12 protein-coding genes are annotated in these 18205 nt (G+C 65.7%); 5 read left to right on the top strand and 7 right to left on the bottom strand.

Translation table 11 applies throughout. The annotated features are described in order from the left end of the window. The first annotated feature begins 32 nt into the window (after positions 1-32). On the top strand, positions 33-881 hold the full coding sequence (locus QW887_RS25655) for a tetratricopeptide repeat protein (protein WP_316195283.1): 849 nt from the start codon (positions 33-35) through the stop codon (positions 879-881). Here QW887_RS25655 and QW887_RS25650 read toward each other — a convergent pair. From QW887_RS25650 to QW887_RS25640, 3 genes are all read right to left on the bottom strand, one after another. After that, positions 871-1581 (bottom strand): hypothetical protein, encoded by a 711-nt coding sequence (locus tag QW887_RS25650; RefSeq protein ID WP_316186095.1) that lies wholly within the window; start codon positions 1579-1581, stop codon positions 871-873. The two genes, QW887_RS25655 and QW887_RS25650, sit on opposite strands and share 11 nt — an antisense overlap. A gap of 88 nt (positions 1582-1669) precedes the next feature. Then, positions 1670-3232 carry a TadE/TadG family type IV pilus assembly protein gene (locus QW887_RS25645; RefSeq protein WP_316174975.1) on the bottom strand — a complete coding sequence of 521 codons (1563 nt, stop codon included), beginning with the start codon at positions 3230-3232 and terminating at the stop codon, positions 1670-1672. A gap of 367 nt (positions 3233-3599) precedes the next feature. Further along, on the bottom strand, positions 3600-4802 hold the full coding sequence (locus QW887_RS25640) for an ABC transporter substrate-binding protein (protein WP_316195281.1): 1203 nt from the start codon (positions 4800-4802) through the stop codon (positions 3600-3602). 151 nt (positions 4803-4953) lie between these two features. Here QW887_RS25640 and QW887_RS25635 point away from each other — a divergent pair, with 151 nt between their 5' ends. Next, the gene (locus QW887_RS25635; protein WP_316167857.1) at positions 4954-5628 is read left to right on the top strand and encodes a GntR family transcriptional regulator; all 675 of its coding nucleotides are present in this window, start codon (positions 4954-4956) and stop codon (positions 5626-5628) included. Positions 5629-6100: 472 nt separating this feature from the next. After that, positions 6101-6247, top strand: coding sequence for a hypothetical protein (locus QW887_RS25630; protein ID WP_315716719.1), 147 nt, complete (start codon positions 6101-6103; stop codon positions 6245-6247). Between the two features lie 129 nt (positions 6248-6376). On the opposite strand, the gene QW887_RS25625 is transcribed toward QW887_RS25630, so the two are convergent. Beyond that, on the bottom strand, positions 6377-7276 hold the full coding sequence (locus QW887_RS25625) for a LysR family transcriptional regulator (protein WP_315716565.1): 900 nt from the start codon (positions 7274-7276) through the stop codon (positions 6377-6379). 117 nt (positions 7277-7393) lie between these two features. Here QW887_RS25625 and QW887_RS25620 point away from each other — a divergent pair, with 117 nt between their 5' ends. Together QW887_RS25620 and QW887_RS25615 are read left to right on the top strand one after the other, a co-directional pair. Continuing rightward, positions 7394-8983: an NADH-quinone oxidoreductase subunit L gene (locus QW887_RS25620; protein WP_315716566.1), complete on the top strand. Its 1590-nt coding sequence runs from the start codon at positions 7394-7396 to the stop codon at positions 8981-8983. Positions 8984-8996: 13 nt separating this feature from the next. Then, entirely contained in the window at positions 8997-11522 is a 2526-nt protein-coding gene (locus QW887_RS25615) for a DUF2309 domain-containing protein (protein WP_316195278.1), read from the top strand. 47 nt (positions 11523-11569) lie between these two features. Here the strand turns inward: QW887_RS25615 and QW887_RS25610 are convergent, their stop codons facing one another. The 3 genes from QW887_RS25610 to QW887_RS25600 form a co-directional block, all read right to left on the bottom strand. Next, positions 11570-14368: a di-heme-cytochrome C peroxidase gene (locus QW887_RS25610; RefSeq protein ID WP_316195276.1), complete on the bottom strand. Its 2799-nt coding sequence runs from the start codon at positions 14366-14368 to the stop codon at positions 11570-11572. Positions 14369-14542: 174 nt separating this feature from the next. Beyond that, complete coding sequence (locus QW887_RS25605; protein WP_315716569.1) at positions 14543-16336, bottom strand: adenylate/guanylate cyclase domain-containing protein; 1794 nt, start codon at positions 16334-16336, stop codon at positions 14543-14545. A gap of 114 nt (positions 16337-16450) precedes the next feature. Next, positions 16451-18196 (bottom strand): adenylate/guanylate cyclase domain-containing protein, encoded by a 1746-nt coding sequence (locus QW887_RS25600; RefSeq protein WP_315716570.1) that lies wholly within the window; start codon positions 18194-18196, stop codon positions 16451-16453. Positions 18197-18205 lie beyond the last annotated feature (9 nt).

The raw sequence follows: 18205 nt of genomic DNA, 5'->3' as shown, positions 1-18205 counted from the left end.
CTCGACCTCTTCCTCGGAGCTTGGCTGCAGACGTGAGTGAACGGCGGAAAAATCAGCAGGCGCAGGCGCTGCAGGAAGCGATCCACGCGCTGCGCGCGCGGCAGTTCGCGCGCGCCGAGCAGATCGCCGCCTCGATTCTGCGCACGGCCAGGACCGACCGCGCCGCGCTGCTCGTCCAGGCCCATGCACTGCTCGGCCAGCAGCGCGCGAACGAAGCGATCGCGCCGCTCGAGAAGGCGGCGTTGCGCGGCAGCGATCCGGAACTCCAGACGCTGCTCGGCGCCGCTTTGTGCGAGTCCAGACGCGCCGCTGATGGCATCGCCCTACTGCGCAAGACCGCGGCGCGGCGGCCGCCTTTTCTGCCGGCGTTCCAGGAGCTGGCGGGGCGGCTTGCCAAGTCGGGACAGCTCGGTGACGCCATCGCCGTGATCGAGGAGGCGCTGACGCTGTCACCCGACAGCGTCGACCTCCAGCTCGATCTCGGACGCCTCTCTCTCCAGGCCAATGACCGCGTTCGTGCCCGCACGCACCTGTTGGCGGCGCGCGAGGCCGCGCCGGGACGGCCCGACATCCTGATCGAGCTCGCCTGGGTGCAGTTCCTCGACGGCGACTATGCCGAGGCCGCAGGCACCTACCGCCATGCGCTCGGCCTGCGGCCCGAGGACACCCAGACCCGCGCCAACCTCGCGATGTGCCTGATGGAGATGGGCGACCGCGCCGGGGCCGAGGCGGCGCTGCGCACGGTGGTGCGCGGCCGGCCGCATCTGTTGAGCCGCGCGGCCTATACGATGGTCGTCAGCTCGCATGGCCGCTTCTTTTTCCGGCCGAGCGATGCGGCGAAGTTCCTTCAGGTCGACGGCGCGGCCGCCCTCAAGCCCTGAACCGCTTGCGATAGACGCCGGTCTCGCGCTTCAGCGCCTCGCGCACCTCGTGAATCTCCGCGATTTCCTCTTCGGTGAAGGCCGAGATCTGCATCGTCCAGGCCTGCCGCTTCACCGGAATGCATTGCGCGACCGGCGTACCCTTTGGCAGCACGCCGCGGAACGACGTGTCGTGCCAATGCGCCGGAAAATGCACGAAGCTATCGTGAAAGCGGTCGCTGTCGACGAGGCCGGTCACGGTGGTGAAGGGCAGGTCGAAGCGGTTGACGGGATGCGTGAACAGCAATGCCCAGCCCTCCGGCGCCTCGATCGTCCAGAGATTGTGAAACTTGAGCAGGAAGCGGTCGGCCTCGAACAGCGGCGAGCCCGTGACCTGCGCGGCGTCGTGGAAGCTGATCGGCGAGCGCGGAAAATCGATCGCGCCGCCCGGCGGCAGCTCGTTGTCCCAGCTGATCCCGCCATCCTCGACCGTGAGATCGCAGATCAGCGGAATGAGGAAGCCCGTCGTCATCGCGTCGATGAAGGGCGGGCAGCGCTTGACGGTCTGCTCCTCGGCCTGGTTGAGCGCGCTGAACGCGGTGGCCGGCATCGTCTTGACCCAGTCGGGAACGCCCATCGGCGCCGGCACCGGCTGCGGAATGAGGCCTTCCAGCTCCTTCGGACAGCGAAATTTCAGCGTGAGCGGATCAGTCTCGGACATGGGCGCCGCGGCTCTTTCGTGGTCGACGGTAGAGGTCTACGCCTTCGGCGCCGAAAGTCCAACGGCCGAGCCTGGGCTTGTCTCTGCTCTATCTCGTCAGATGCGCCTCGGACACCGCATGATTGAACATCGCGTTCAGCGCCGACGTGATGTCGGCGGGCGTGTTCGCCGTATAGAAGAATCCCGGCGAGGCGCAGGCCTTCAGGCTCGGCGGAATCGAAGGAATGTTGCTGTTGGCATAGTCGTCTTCGTCACCGGCGAAGGATGCGTTCACCGGATTGATCACCTGATAGGGAATGTAGAGAACTGAGATGATGATGCCGCGGTTCTTCAGCGGTGTGCAGGAGGTGTTCGGATCGATCACGGTGGCATGATTGCTGCCGGACCATGAGCCATTGGGCACGCCCTTCACTTGCGGGTCTTGCGCGCCGTCGGTGACCAGGAACACGTAGGGCAGGGTATTGGTCGAGGCGCTGCCGTTTCCGACATTGACGATCAGGTTGTTGACGCTGGACAGGGCCGTGTCGATATGCGTTCCGCCCGAGCCGAGAGATGCGTTGGTGTTGGTGTCGAGCAGCGTCGCAAGGTTGGCCGCCGCATAGTTGATGGTGGTCGAATCCGTCGTCGAGCCGTTGATGCTGCTGGTGAGCGGAAAGTAGGAATAGAGATATCGGATGAAGGGGTAGAGGCCGATCCGGAACTGGTTGTTGACCTTCTTGGTGTTGTTCGCCGTGACAAACAGCTGGTTCACGGCATAGCCCACGGCATCCAGCCGCAGCTGGATGCACGCATCTGTCCCATCGGTCGGGCAGTTCGCAACGGTCGCCAGGTTCTTGTACAGTGAGTTCGGCAGGCCGGACACGATCGACGACGGCAGTTGAACGCCCATGGGGTAGTTCTTGTTGGTGGTCAGCAGGTTCTTGTAACCGCTCTGGCTGACGCGCGAGATCGCATAGCCCAGGCAATAGTTGTTTGTGGGATATCCCTGGGTCCCTGAATCGGTGCAAGCGCTATTCTGCGGCGAAAAATGGCACGCCAGCGTGCATCCCGTGGGGTATTGCCTGTAGTTGTCCGGGCTGATGGCCTGCATGCGCTGTGCTTCGGACGATGTCGACGGGAGGCCCATCGAGCCCGAGACGTCCAGCGTCAAATAGAAGTCGAGATAGAGTGGCAACGTGACGGAAGAGGACGATTGGCCGCTGACCGTCAGATTCTGATAGCCGATCACCGTCAGGAACGTGGCCGGCACGTTGGCGGTGAATTGCACCTGCGACGTCAGTGTGGACCCGCTCTTGGTGACGGTGCTGGTCTCGGACGTCAATGTGTAGCCTTGAAAGGTAGAGGCGTTGCCCTTGAAGATGTTGTCCGCCTCCGCGACTCCGGCGGTAACGGTTCCGTCCGACGTCATCGCCATCGCCGCTGTATAGCCTGCCGAGTTGACCGAGATCGAGGCGATGCTCGCGGCATCCGCCGCAGACTGGAGCCTGATCTTCATGCGCATGGCCATGGAGTAGTCGGTCGCGCATCCGATCGCCGTGAGAATCGGCAACAGCGCCAGCGCGAATGTGACCGCGATATTGGCCTTGCTGTCGCGGGAGAAGCGCGCGATGGCGGCGCTCGCCCGGCTCGCTGGTCGGCTGATATCCGTCATGCTCTTCCTCAAAAGATCCCGTTGGGGCGGTGAGGACCTGTATTCGTTTCCTTGTTGGCGGTTCCCCCGCGGCGATCATCTCCGCGACTGCTTCAAGGAGACCTGCGGTGAGAACCGGGCAGGAGCCCGCCTCCGCCCGCTCCCCCGGCCGTGAGCAGAGGGTCACGCCGTCGCGCGCGGGACCACATGTGGATGTATGCGGACGCCGATTGCGACTTCGGTTGACCTGCGACGAAACATCGCAGGCGACTGTTGCGATTTTGTTTACGTGGCGAGAGAGAGGCGCCGTCCTCCAATACCGTGCCAGCCCATGCGTGCGCCTGTCGTCAGCGCGGAGCCGCGCCGACGATCCACGGAGCAGCCGCCGCTACTTGGTCGACAGCACCTCGCCGAACCGCTCCCACTGCTTGCCGGTGAAACGCATGAACTGCACCTGCTCGACCGGGAGGTGGTCGGTCTCTGACGTGTTGACCTTGATGCCCGGCAGCAGCATCGGCAGTTCGAGATCCTTGATCGACAGCGCCTGCCGCAAAATGTTCTCGCGCGACAGATCGTTGCCGGCCGCCTTCAGCACTTGCTCCATTACCATGCCGTTGTTGTAGCCGTTGACGTAGTTGGAATCGCGGATGTCGCCGTCGGGCACGTATTTCGCCATATAGTCGCGCCAGCCCTTGACGCCGGCATCGTTGGCCCAGGCGGGATCCAACGGATCCTTGACGTAGGCTGTCGAGATGATGCCGGTGCCGGCCTCCAGTCCCGCCGGCTCCATGACCGATGACATCCACACCGAGACGTTGGTCAGGAACGTCAGCGGCCGCCAGTTGATCTCGAAGGTCTTGCGGATCGCCTGCGCGGCGAATTTCGGCGTCGCGGCGATGATCAGCGCATCGGCGCCGGTCGATTTCAGCTTCACGATCTGCGAGTCGATGGTCGGCTCGGTCGACTCGTAGCTTGCGACGGTCACCGTGCTGTCGAAGCGCTCGCCGAGCACGTCCTTCAGCCCGGCGAGATAGTCGCGGCCGAAATCGTCGTTCTGCGCGAGAATGGCAAAGGTCGAATCCGGCTTCTTCTGCAGCGCGTAGCGCGCATACATCCGCGCTTCGTTGCGGAACGGCGCCATCACGCCCATCAAGGCCAGCGGAAATTGCGCAGGGTCGCTGAACTTCGAGGCGCCCGAGGCCACGAACAGCTGCGGCACCTTCTTGCCCTGGAGATACTTGGCGATCGCGGTGTTGTGCGCGGTGCCCATGGTCGAGAAGATGAACGACACCTCGTCGCTCTCGACCAGCCGTCGCGTCTGCTCCACGGTCTTGGGCGGCACGTAGCTGTCGTCCAGCGAGATCAGGTTGACCTTGCGGCCGTTGATGCCGCCGCGGTCGTTGACCATCTTGAAATAGGCCACCTCGCCCTTGCCGAGGATGCCGAAGGCGGACACTGGCCCGCTATAGGGCATGGTCTGTCCAATGCGGATCTCGCTGGCGGTGATGCCCGGCTGATCCTCCGCCCGAGCGGGTACGGCGAGGACGGACGCGACGACGAGCAATCCTGCCGCTGCGATGGTGCTTCGCATGGATACCTCCCTGATGGGCCGCGCTGCCGGCGGCGTTTTGGCGTTGAGCATAGGGGGATGGCGGAGGCCGTGCAATTAAAATATATTTTTTGATGAAAATATACTTTTAGGCTTTGCTAGTGTGAATTGATTGTCCCGCGAGAGTGAGTCGATGTCCGGCAGCGCCACCCAGACCGTCTACGAGCAGTTGCGTGCCAGCCTGCTCGCCGGGCTCTATCGTCCGGAGGAGAAGCTGAAGATCAGCGAGCTCGGATCAGCCTTCTCGGTCAGCACCGGGGCGATCCGCGAGGCGCTGGCGCGGCTCACGGCGGAAGGGCTGGTGACGGCGACGCCGCAGCGCGGCTTCCGCGTGGCGCCGGTCTCGGTGGCCGATCTGCGCGATCTGACCGACATGCGCGTCGAGATCGAGACCAAGTGCCTGCGCCGCGCCATCGCCAACGGTGATCTCGCCTGGGAGACCGCGGTCGTTGCCGCGCATCACCGTCTGGCCGCGACGCCGATCGCGGCCCATGACGGCAGCTTCTCGCCGGCCTGGATGCTGGCGCATGCCGAATTCCATGCCGCCTTGGCCCAGGCCTGTGGCAGCGCCTGGATGATGCGGGTGCGTGATCTCCTGTTTGCACACAACGAGCGCTATCTCGATCTCGCCCGCCAGACCGATCGTGGCAACCGCGATGCCGCGCGTGAGCACCGCGAACTGATGGAGGCCGCGCTGGCGCGCGACACCGAGCGCGCGGTGACGCTCATGATGGCGCATCTCGACAAGACCCGGGACACGATCGAGGCGGCGCTGCTCGCAGCGACGGCGATGAATGAGGCGAAGTAGGATCATATCAGGACGCAGACCGCGAACGTCTTCGTGATCCGTTCCGAGCCGGATGTCGCCAGCCGAATGACCGAGGGTCACTTGACGGCTGCGGCCCCTTCATTCGGGGTGACGATGTACTTCCGCTGGGAAACGGGAAGCGTCGAATTGCTCGCGCCGCGCATAGATGCGATCGCTCAGCGCGACGCGAACCACCGTGCCTCGCGTGCGGCCGTCGTCCATCCTTGTCGTCGGCATCGTGCTCCGTTCAGGGCGAGCTAATACGAAGATTCAACTTTTTCGAGCGTCGGCGCTTCCCCCCGTCTCGATGCAACTGCAAATCCGCCGTCAGTGTTAAGCGGCCTTCATGCCGGGCATGCTGTGCATTCAAGGATGCATTCACCACGCGCCGATCTCTCCAAATTTGGAAACGCCCCGGTAACGCACCGTCCCTCTAGTTAAGTCCACTAACGACATTCAGGAGGAGACATTGATGATGATGATTGTGCGGAAGCTGGTTGGTCCCCATGCGCTCAATTCCGGATTTGGTCTGGTGACCATGTTCTCATTGACGGGCGTGGTCGCTTCTCTCGTGCTGGTCCAGCACGGGGTGAATGTCAGTCCGCCCGCGATGTTCTGATCTGACGGCTCACGACTGCTGACCTTGCCCCAGTTCGGAACGAACTGGGAGTTGGTCCGCAAGACCGGTCCGTCCCGATGTCTTGCGGGCTGCCTGCAACCTATTTCAAGACAAAGTGCCACGGACAGGTCATTCAGGCCGTGAACCGCTCTTCCTGTCGCGTGATCCGATCAGCTCGGCGACGAGCGGATTGGGATAGCGGCGCTGCTGGCTCACGGCGAAGAACTGCTCCTTCAGCGCGCTCAGGCGGGCGCGTTCAACCAGCACGCCGGTACGCAGCTCGTCGATCACGACGATCGACGGCACCAACGTGACGGTGCCGCTCTCGCGGGCCATCAGGCGCAGCATCGCCATGTCGTCGACCTCGGCGGCGATGACCGGACGGATCCCGCTGGATCCGACCAGCGCATCGAAAGCCGAGCGCAGCGCGCTGCCTCGGCCGGGCAGGATCACCGGCGTCGTTGCCAGGTCCTGCGGGAATCGGAATCGCGCGGGCTTGGCCGGCTTGCGGCTAACGAGGCTGACGCGCTGCTCATCGATCAGCGTGTTGTCGAAATTGCTGCGCATGTCTGGCGCCGCCGGATGGTTGGCGAGCACGAGATCGAGCTTGTGGGCGTCGAGCTGCTCCAACAGGTCGCTGAACTGACCGGTGTGGATGATCAGCTCGACGTCGCCGCGCCCGATCAAGGGCTTCAGGAACGCGATCTGGAAGTTGCGCGACAGGTTCGCCGCGGCGCCGACCCGCAGCAGCTGCCGTCCCGGCCGCAGGCCCGACAAGGTCTCGATCAGCTCATGGCCGGACTTGAACACGCTGCCGGCATAGTCGAGCGCGATGCGCCCGGCCTCGGTGAGCTGTAGGGTGCGTCCAATGCGCTCGAACAGCTTCTGCCCGAGCTGCTCCTCCAGCGCCTTCACCTGCACCGACAGCGAGGAGGGCGAGACGTTGAGGCGCTGCGCGGCGCGGCTCATGCTGCCTTCGCTGGCGATGATCCAGAAGTAGCGCAGGTGGTGGTAATTCAGATGCGGCACGCAATCATTCTATATTTTATAACGATTGGGTTCAATGATTGAAATTTTAGGAATGAACTGCAGCCCGTAAAGCAAGAGGGAGAGATCGTCCCCTTGTGATCAAACGACCGGGCCGCCATGAACCAGCTCCTTCCCTGTCTTGCGGCGCTTGCGCCGCTCACGCTCGCGGTCGTCGCACTCGCCGGCACCGGCGGCAGCGCCAGAACCGTCGCACGTAACGCGATCGCGACCGCCGCGCTCGCATTCGCCCTTGCCACTCTCGCGAGCCTCGGCGCAGCGGTCATGGGGGCAGGGCGGACGCCACTGCTCGGCGGCTACGGCCTAGGGCTGTCGCTGCAGCTCGATACGCTCGGCGCCATCCTCATCATGCTGGTCAGCTTCATCGGCTTCGTCGTCGTGCGCTACAGCCGCAACTATCTCGACGGCGATCCCGGCCAGGTCAGGTTCACGCGCTGGCTGCTGCTCACCCTGGCCGCGGTGCTGACCTTGCTGATCTCCGGAAACCTGGTTCTGCTGCTGGCGGCCTGGATCGGCACCAGCCTGGCGCTCGGCAAGCTGCTGCTGTTCTACGACACCCGTCCGGCCGCGGTCCGCGCCTCGCGCAAGAAGTTCGTGGCGAGCCGGCTCGGCGATGCCTTCCTCGCGGTCGCGGCGCTGCTTCTCTACCTCCGCTTCGGCACGCTGGAGCTCGCCAGCCTCGCTGCGCAGGCCCGCGGCGGAGAAGGGGCGGGATCGGCGATTGTCACGATCGCCGCGCTGCTGATCGTCGCGACCGCGATGCTGAAATCCGCGCAGCTGCCGCTGCATGGCTGGCTTATCGAGGTGATGGAGACGCCGACCCCGGTGTCGGCCCTGCTGCATGCCGGCATCATCAATGCCGGTGGCTTCCTGGTGCTCAGGCTCAGCGACGTGCTGCTGCTGGCCACGCCCGCGCTCGACGTCCTCGCGGTCGTCGGTGGCGCCACCGCGCTGTTCGGCTCGCTGGTGATGCTGACGCAGACCTCGGTCAAGGTTCAGCTCGCTTATTCGACGGTGGCGCAGATGGGCTTCATGCTGCTGCAATGCGGGCTCGGCGCCTTCTCCGCCGCGCTGCTGCACATCGTGGCGCATTCGCTCTACAAGGCGCACGCCTTCCTGTCGTCGGGCAGCATCATCGATCTCGCCCGCGCGTCATGGACGCCGAGCCCCGGCGGCCAGCCGCATGCGGCACGACTGATCCTGGCCTTGGTCGCGGTGATCGGCCTCGCGCTGCTGACGGGGCTCGCCTTCGGCATGACGCTCCGCAGCAACCCGGCGCAGATCGCGCTCGGCTCGGTGCTGCTGATGGGGCTGGTGCACCTGATGGCCAACGCGATCGACGAGCGGCCGAACGCCTTTGTCATCGCCCGCGCCGCGGTGACCGCAGCGGGCGTCGCGATCGTCTACTTCGCGCTGCAGGCCGGCACGGCCTGGCTGGTCGGCGGCAGCATTCCCGCATCGCGGCCGGTCGATGGTGTCGTGCCGATGCTGATCGCGGCGGCCGTGGTGGTCTCGTTCGCGGCGGTGACCGTGTTCCAGAACCAGATGATGCGCCGCGCCGACGCGCCGTTCTGGATCGCGGCCTACGTCCACCTGCGCAACGGCCTCTATCTCAACACGCTCGCCAACCGCCTCGTGCTGACGGTTTGGCCGCGAAGCGCGACCTCGCACCTTCCGTCCAAGCCGTAAGCCGGAGATGAAGATGACCCAGGCTGCCCTTGCCATGTCCATGACCGACCCGATCGACACCACCGCCGATGCCGGGCTGATGGCCCGCATCGACAGCGCCTGCCAGCGGGTCGCGCCGTTGTGGCCGCTGAAGCACTTCGTCGCCGTCAATCCGTTCCTCGGCTTCACCTCGCAGAGCTTCGCCGCGACCGCCGCGACGTTCGAGCGCGTGGTGCGGACGCGGATGCTGATGCCGCGCGGCCACTACCGGCAGGCGCTCGACGACGGCCGGATCGACGATGAAGCGCTGGCGCAGGCGCTCGCGCTGCATCCCTCGACCGGGCTCGATGTCGACGCGCTCAAGCAGAAGGCGCGCGCCGAGGCCGGGCTGTCGTCGCCGCCCGCCGTGGTGGCGACGGTCGCGGAAGTGCTGGATCGGCTCGCCCAAGGCGATCGGTACGTCTCGCTGGTCGCCTTCATGATCGACGAGATCTCGGCGTTCTGCGCCACGTATTTCGACGAAGGCCAGGCGAGCTGGCCCAGCCCGGTGCGCAAGCTGAAGCCCTATGCCGCGTGGCGGACGATCGCGGCCTATGACCGCAATCCCGAGGTGATGGGGCTCACCGGCTTCCGCAAGGCGATCGCGGAGCTGCCGGCCGATCCGGTGCAGGCGATCGGTCTGATCGTCGACCGGCTCGGCATCCCCGCGCGCGCGGTCGAGGACTATCTGGTGCGGGCGCTGTTCGATCTCGGCGGCTGGTCGGCCTATGCCCGCTACATCGGTTGGAACGCGCAGCTCGACGGTCGGCGCGACGAGACCCTGCTGGAGCTGCTGGCGATCCGGCTCGCCTGGGGTTATGCGCTCTATCAGGCGCGCACCGACGACGCCTTCAAGGCGGCCTGGGCGGAGGCCATGGCGGAAGCGGCGAAGCTGCCGGCCGATCAGCGGCTCGACGAGACGCCGGAGCTTGCGATCGATCTCGTGCTGCACGAGGCCTATGAGATCGCCTTCCGGGCGCGGCTGGTCGGGCAGCTTGCCGCGCATGGCGCAGAGGCGGCGATCCCGCGGCTGCCGGCGCGGCCGGCGTTGCAGGCCGCGTTCTGCATCGACGTGCGCTCGGAGATCTTCCGGCGCGCGCTGGAGACCGCTTATCCGGAAGCCGAGACGATCGGCTTCGCCGGATTCTTCGGCTTCCCGATCGAATACGTCCCGATCGGCCATACCAGGGGCGGCGCGCAATGCCCGGTGCTGCTCAAGCCCGCCTTTGTCGTTTGCGAGGCCGTCAAGCATGCCGATGACGTCGAGGCGGCCGAGGTGCTGGGTCTGCGGCTGCTGCGGCGGCGGGCGGCCAAGGCGTGGAAGTCGTTCAAGGTCTCGGCCGTCTCGTCGTTCTCCTTCGTCGAGACCGCCGGCCTCGGCTTCGCCGCCAAGATCGCAACCGACAGCGCAGGTGTCACGCGTCCCGTGCCGTCACCCGTCGTTGATGGTCTCGATCCCGAGATCGCGGCCCGCGTCCAGCCGCGGCTGACACCGGGCGAGCTCGGCGGGCGGGCCACCGGCTTCACCGATCCGCAGCGCGTCGCGATGGCCGAGGCGGTGCTCAAGGCGATGTCGCTGACCGGGCCGTTCGCGCGGCTCGTGCTGCTGGCCGGTCACGGCAGCACCACCGTCAACAATCCGCACGCGTCGGGGTTGGATTGCGGCGCCTGCGGGGGCCATACCGGCGAGGCCAATGCGCGGGTCGCCGCAGCCGTTCTCAACGACTGGCGTGTGCGAGAAGGTCTGCGCGCCAAGGGCATCGACATCCCCGCCGATTGCTGGTTCATCGGAGCGCTGCACGACACCACGACCGATGCCGTGACCTTGTTCGACGAGGACGACGTTCCGGCCGTGCTCGCGCCGGATCTGTCCCAGCTGAAGGCACGGCTGGCGGACGCTGCACGGCTGGCGCGGCAGGAGCGCAGCGCGCTGCTCGGCATCAAGGACGTATCCGACATCGATGACGCGGTGATCGCCCGGAGCCGCGACTGGTCGCAGGTGCGGCCCGAATGGGGGCTCGCCGGCAACGCCGCCTTCATCGCCGCGCCGCGCGCCTTCACCCGCGGCCTCGACCTCGGCGGCCGCGCCTTCCTGCACTCCTACGAGGCCGCCCGTGACGACGGCTATCGCACCCTCGAGCTGATCATGACGGCGCCGATGGTGGTCGCGAGCTGGATCAACCTGCAATATTACGGCTCGACCGTGAACAACGCTGCCTTCGGCAGCGGCAACAAGGTGTTGCACAACATCGTCGGCCAGCTCGGCGTGCTCGAGGGCAACGCCGGCGACTTGCGTGTCGGGCTGCCCTGGCAGTCGGTGCATGACGGCACGCGCTTCATCCACGAACCCATCAGGCTCAACGTCTTCATCGCCGCGCCGGAGAGCGCCATGGACGAGGTCCTGCAGCGTCACCAGGGCGTGCGCGATCTCGTCGTCAACGGCTGGGTGATCCTGCATTCCCTCGGAGAGCAGGGAGCGATCCGGCGTTGCGTGCGTCCGGGCGTCTGGACCGCGGCGTGAAGCCGGCGGTGCGCCCCATGATCAGCAGGCCGCACCGTCGCGTGACCTCACAGCGTCTTCAGGTACTCGATCAGGTCCCAGCGCTCGTCCTCCGAGAAGGCACCGCCGATGATGCCGTTCGGATAGTCCTTGTTGGGCTTGGTCGGCCCTTCGAAGGAATGGCCGAGCGTGCTGTTGCCCTTGATCGGCTTGCCGCTGGAATCGCTGGTCACGAACAGCGTCTGTCCGACCTTGCACGTGCTCTCGCCGCCCTTCGGCACGGCGAAGCCGACCGGCTTCGGGTCATAGTCGCGCGCGCCCTGGCAGAACGATGTCGGCCGCTCGGCAGCCGGCGTCAGCAGCCAGTACAGCGACGGCACCGAGCCGTTGTGCAGATAGGGTGCGGTCGCCCACACGCCGTTGAGCGGGCGGGCGCGATAGCTCTTGCCGGCCGGGTTGGGGCAGTTCCTGCGATCGCCCCACAATGCGGCCCGCTCCGCCTCGGAGATCTTGCGGTCCTCCATCCATTTGTCGCTGGCCTTCTGCACGACGGCCATCAGCGCCAGCGCATAGGGCATCTCCGTGGTCGAGCCCTGCGGCAGGTTGCAGCCCTTCAGGTCCTTGGCCGGATCGACCTCGAGGAAGCCTGCCACGTTGACCTTGCGGTTGGCGAGAATGCTCGCCTGTCCGGGGTCGGTCTGCATCGCCTCGACGGGCTTCTGCACGAGGTCGAGGATCGGGCCCTTGGCGTTCCAGCCCTTGCTCTCCCAGTCATCGGCCGGCTTGATCTTCCAGAAGCTCTTGTCCGGATAGGTCTTGTCGAACACGGTGTCGGCGACCGGGCCGAGATGGCACTCGACACAGACAGCCGCATAGAGCTTACGGCCGCGTTCGACGCGGGCCGGATCGATCTTCCAGGCGTCGTCGCCGGCGAACAGCTTCTCCGGCCATTTCGGCGAGGTCAGCCCGCCGAACGCGGGCGTCGTGGTCGCGAACGGATCGGGACCGCGCAGCATGTTCTCGATGTAGAGCAGGTTATCGATCGCCATCGACGAGCGCCACAGTCTGTCGCTCGCGGTCTTCGGTGAGAAGTTGATCTGTGCGGAGACGCCGAGCGCCTCGCCGGCATTGCGGATCAGGGGCTGCGCGATCGATCCGTCATATTGCGCCCAGGAGAACCACGGCACGGTCCAGATCGGAGGGTAGGACACCGGCGCGTCGATGGCCTCCTGGTTGTCGAGCATGTTGGGCAGACCGCTCGAGGCCATGTCGAGGTAGAATACCTGGTTGCCGATGCGGTTCAGCGCGTCGAGCCGGCCGAAGCCTTCCTCCGTCTCGGTCTGGCCCTTGGCTTCGATCGTGGTCTTGTAGTTGTTGGCCTGCATGTTGAGCGCGAAATCGATCGCGGCCTTCAGGCCCTTCTTCAGGCTCGCGCGATCGGCGTCGGACGCATTCGGTCCGAGCACGCGATCGGCAAAGCGCGTGAAGCGGCCGGGCACGTATTGCGTGAATATCATCGCAAAGCCCATGGCCTCTTCAAGCTTGCGCAGGTCGACCATGCCGGGGCCGCCGTCGAAGCGTACGCTGACACCCTTGTAGTGGATGCTGCCGGAGTGACAGGCCGCGCAGGTCAGGCCGATCTTGTCGGACTGCGCGGCGCCGGTGGCGGGATCGGTCGCGCCGGTGAGCCGGGCAAAGCCGACCGGCAGGCCGCCTTCGTTGCCGGCCGGGGTCGGCTTGAGGCCGGCGGGCAGTGGCGCTGCGGGCTCGGTCTTGGCAGCCGTCGCGGCGTAGCCGAACGGCCGGAGGACGCTTGGGTCGCCGTCGACGCTCTTCGGGCTCGGGATGAAGCCGAAACGTTCGAGATAGGCGCTGTCGGAGATCAGGCCGGGCGTGCCGAACGGCGCCAGATAAGGCTGCTCCATCGCCATGAACCAGGCGTAGGGAATCGGGAAGGTCGCGGTGCCCTGCGTCACGTGGTGAAACCAGTGCCGGTCCTGCGTGGTCCAGCCCTGATCGAGCCAATAGGCCGCCCTGGTCGGCTCGGTCTCGGGCAAAGCGGGCGGGATCAACGCCGCGACCTTCTTCGGCAGAACCTTGCCGAGCTTGTCGCTGACGGCGTCGGGCGCGGCCACCCAGGCGAGCAACAGGGCGGCGCCGGCCAGCACTGCCGTGCCGACGAGCGCCTTGCCGATGCGCCAGACGATGTTCGCGGGCTTGGGCTTGGCTGTCAGCCGCGCGGCGATACGCTGCGGCAGGCGGCGGTCGACGAACAGCGTGCGGACCTCGGCAACGGAGAGATAGCGGCCGTCACCCTCGCCCTTGCCGAGGATGTTGAGCAGCACCGGCCATTCGCCCTGCATCAGAATGGGGAAGTACCAGCGCGCTCGGTCGCCGTCGCGCGTCAGATTGGCCTTCATGAAAGTCTGGATCTGCGCCTCGTTGAGGCCGCGCTCGGTGCCCCCGTTGGGATCGGGATAGTCGCTGCCGAAGCTCGCGAACCGGTCGATCTCCTCGGGATGAACCTTGGCCTCGGCGTCGAGAATGCGCGATCCGCCGCCATGTTTGTCGAGCGGGCCGTTGCGCAACTGGTCGAGATCGGCGCCGGACCACAGGCTCTTCAGCAGCCGCAGTGGCGACAGGCCGTTCGCGATCAGCGCAACGCCAAAGGTCTCGATGCCGACGAGCCGCTTCTTGAAGCCGGTCTCGCCGCTCGCCGCCTCGACCCGGTCGCCGATGGTCTTCAGGGGGACGCTGTGGCCGTCGACGAAGCCGCCGGCGACGAGCGCGCGCAGGAAGGGACACGGGTTGTCGGACGAGACCGGAAGCTGTCCGGGCAGGGCGTCACGGGCGCTGTCTTCTTGCATCGAAGAACATCCTTGGAAAGCACCTGAGTGATGAAAACGAAATCACGCAAACAAACGAGGACGACGCCGAATTGCGCCGAGGAACGGGCGGATCGGCCGCCGTCTGAACGCTACAATGCAATCATGAATGATTGGCGCAACCCGCCCAAGTGTCAACCTCAAGTCGCGATCGCGCTATTCGCCCGCGAACTTGGCCTTGGTGTCCACCAGAGTGAGCTTGGTCAACGGGATGCCGGCCTTGGTGAGGCCGTCGCGATAATGCGCGATGTCGGCGGGATTGCGCCAGCGGATGTTGCTCAGGAGGCGCTCGATCGTCATCCATGGATGCTGGCTCAAAAGTGCCGCGACGGCCTCGCCCGCTTCGACCGAGCGTCCGAGCTGCGCCAGCGCGGCGGCGCGGATGGCGAGGCACTGCAGATGGTTCGGGTTCTGATAGTGCGACTCTCGCGCCCAGGACAGCGAGGCGTCGTACTGGCCGAGCATGTAATGGCTGAACGCGCTCAGCACCGACCATTGATAGCGCGGATCGCTGTTGCCGCGCTGGGCCGCCACCGAGAACAGCTCGATCGCCTGGCGGTGCTCGCCGGCGACGAGATGGCAGACGCCGAGCACGCCGCGCGCGCCCATGTCATAGGGATTGAGCTGCAGCGACTTGCGCGCCGCCTCCATCCCGGCCTCGACCCGGCCCTGCATGGCATGGACATAGGCCAGCAGCGAATAGGAGAAGGACGAGCGGGAATCGAGCCGGACGCCGGCCTCGGCCAGCGCCATTGCCTCGTCCCACAGCTCCCGTGAGTTCCTGATCCAGCCGAAATGGATGCCCTGCAGCAGGATGGTGCCGAGATAGGTGTGGGCGATCGCAAGACCTGGGTCGATCCTGATCGCCTCGCGGAACAGCGCGATCGAGCTCTCGTAGTCGGCCTTGGTCGGCTGGTAGTAGTGCGACAGCCCGCGCAGGAAGCGATCCCACGCCGTGAGGTCCGTGGTCTTGGACCGCACCGGCACCGCCGCCTCCGCGCGATAGATCTCGGGGATCAGCGCGGTGCAGAGGTTGGCGGTGATGTCATCCTGCACTGCAAACAGGTCGCCGATGTCGCGGTCGTAGCGGCCGGCCCACAGCTGCTCGCCGTTCTCCGGCGCGACCAGCTCGGCGGTAACCCTGATCTTGTCGCCGGAGCGCCGCACCGAGCCCTGGATGAGATAGGTCGCATCGATCTCGCGCGCGATCAGGCGGGCACTCATGCCGGCATGCTTGAAGGCGAAGGTGGAGTTGCGGCTGAGCACCCGGAAGAACGACTGCAGCGACAGCGCATGGATGAGGTCTTCGGCCAGGCCGTCCGAGAAGTATTCGTCGGTCTCGCCGCTGAGATTGGCGAATGGCAGCACGCCGACGATGGCGGTGCGGTATTGCGCCGGCAGGGTCGTGGCGGACCGCTGCTCGCGGCTCTTCTCCGGCGAGGACGGATCCCAGGTCCAGACGTTGATGGTGTCTTCGATGTTCTTGAAGCGGAACGGCCCGCGGTCGACGAAGGTGACCGTGAGGTGCTTGCTGGCTTCCTGGTAGGCCTTGTGGGAGACGGCAATTCCGCCGGGCGGTGCTGCGGCTTCAAGCCGCACCGCGGTGTTGACGCCGTCGCCGAACACCTCGTCCTCATCGAAGATGACGTCGCCCATGTTGAGGCCGAGGCGAAACTGCATCACCCGGTCGGCCGGCAAATGAGCATTGCGCTCGGCCATCAGCTTCTGCACCTCGACGGAGGCCGCGATGGCGCCGACGACGCTCGGAAATTCCAGGAGAAACCCGTCCCCTGTGTATTTCACGATGCGGCCGCCGTGATTGAGGATGATCGGGTGGATGGCGCCGCGATGGGCCTTGAACGCGGCATGGGTTCCCGCCTCGTCGGCGCCCATCATCCGCGAGTAACCGACCACATCGGCACAGACAATCGCGGCCAGCCGTCTCTCCATTCCGTCTTTGCTCCTACTCAGGGCGATACCACGGCAACAGCGGTCGAATCCAATCAATTTGCGGAAGCAATGTGTAGGCCATGTGGCGGGCCGGCGACATTGGACCCGATTGGCTCAGGTCAGCCCGGCCTTGATCAGTCCGTCGCGGTAGTGGTCGATGTCGTCCCGGCGTTTCCATCGGATGTTCTTGATGTGGCGGTCGAGCGTGAGCCAGGGGTATTGCGCGTGCAGCACGTCGACGGCGTCGCCCGCCTGGTCGGTCGCACCAAGCTGCGCCAGGGTCGCCGCGCGGATCGTCAGCGCCTGCAGATGGTTCGGGTAGAGAAACAGCTCCTCGCGGGCCCAGGACAACGCCGCCTCATAGCGGCCGAGCAGGTAGTGGCTGTAGGCATTCAGCGCCGGCCATTGGTAGCGCGGATCGCTGTTGCCGCGCTGGGCCGCGATCGAGAACAGATCGATCGCCTGCTGGTGCTCGCCGTTGACCATATGGCAGAGCCCGAGCACGCCGCGTGCGCCCATGTCGTAGGCATTGAGCTCGGTCGCCTTGCGCGCCGCCTTCATGCCGTCGTCATGGTCGCCCTGCATGGCCTGCACGAAGGCCAGGATCGCATAGGCGAACGAGGAGCGCCCGTCGAGCCGCACGCTGTCCAAGGCCAGATTCTTCGCCTCCTGCCAGAGCTCGCGCGAGCCCTTGATCCAGCCGAAATTGATGCCCTGCATCAGAATGGTCGCGAGATAAGCGTGCGCGAGACCGAGCGTGGGATCAAGCGCAATGGCTTGCCGAAACAGCGAGATGGAGATCTCGTAGTCGGCCTTGGTCGGTCGGTAGTAGTGCGACAGACCGCGCAGGAAGCGGTCCCATCCGGTCGGGTCGGTCGCCGGCGCGCGGACTGGAATCGAGGCTTCGACACGATAGATCTCCGGCATCAGCGCCGCGCATAGGCTGGTGGTGATCTCGTCCTGCATCGCGAAGAGATCACCGACATCGCCGTCATAGCGACCGGTCCACAATTGAGCGCCGGTCTCGGGCGCGATCAGCTCCGCCGTCACGCGGAGCTTGTGACGAGAGCGCCGCACCGTTCCCTGAATCAGGTAGGTCGCATCGATCTCGCGTGCGACCAGGCGGGGATTGAGGCCGCGGTCCCTGAAGCGAAACGTCGAGGTGCGGCTCAGGACACGAAAGAACGATTGCAGCGACAGCGCATGGATCAGGTCGTCCGCGAGCCCGTCGGCGAGATAGGCGTCGGCGTCGTCGGAGAGGTTGACGAATGGCAGCACGCCGACGATCGCGGTGCGATATTGCGGCGGCAGGCCGGTGACGCTCGTCCCGGCCCGGATCGCCGCCTCGCTACCCGGCTCCCATGTCCACGCCTGCACCGGCTCCCGCAGGTTCTTGAACTGAAAGCTTCCGGCGCTGGTCAGCTTGACGGGGAGTTGCAGGCCGGCCTCCTCATAAGCCTTGGCCGAGACGGCAACACCGCCCGGGACGGCGATCGATTCCAGATTGACGGCGACATTGATGCCGTCGCCGAAGGCCTCGCCGTCATCGACCGTAAACTCACCCTGATGGATTCCCAGCCGGAAGCGCATGTTGCGGTCGGACGGCAGATCGGCGTTGCGCTCCGCCATCAGGGACTGCATCTCGATCCCGAACTGGATGGCGCTGGCGGCGTTGGCGAATTCCAGCAGAAAGCCGTCGCCGGTGTGTTTGACGATGCGGCCGGCGTGGTTGAGGATGATCGGATGGATGGCGCCGCGATGAGCCTTGAAGGCGGCGTGCGTGCCGTCCTCGTCAATCCCCATCATGCGTGAATAGCCGGCGACGTCGGCGCAAAGGATGGCAGCGAGGCGTCTTTCCATCACATCGTG

Origin of the sequence: Bradyrhizobium sp. SZCCHNRI3052 (genome assembly GCF_032484895.1) — a bacterium.
In the GTDB taxonomy this organism is placed as follows: Bacteria; Pseudomonadota; Alphaproteobacteria; order Rhizobiales; family Xanthobacteraceae; genus Bradyrhizobium.
The sequence above is the reverse complement of the archived record's forward strand: the minus strand, read 5'-3'. Positions and strand labels throughout refer to the sequence as shown.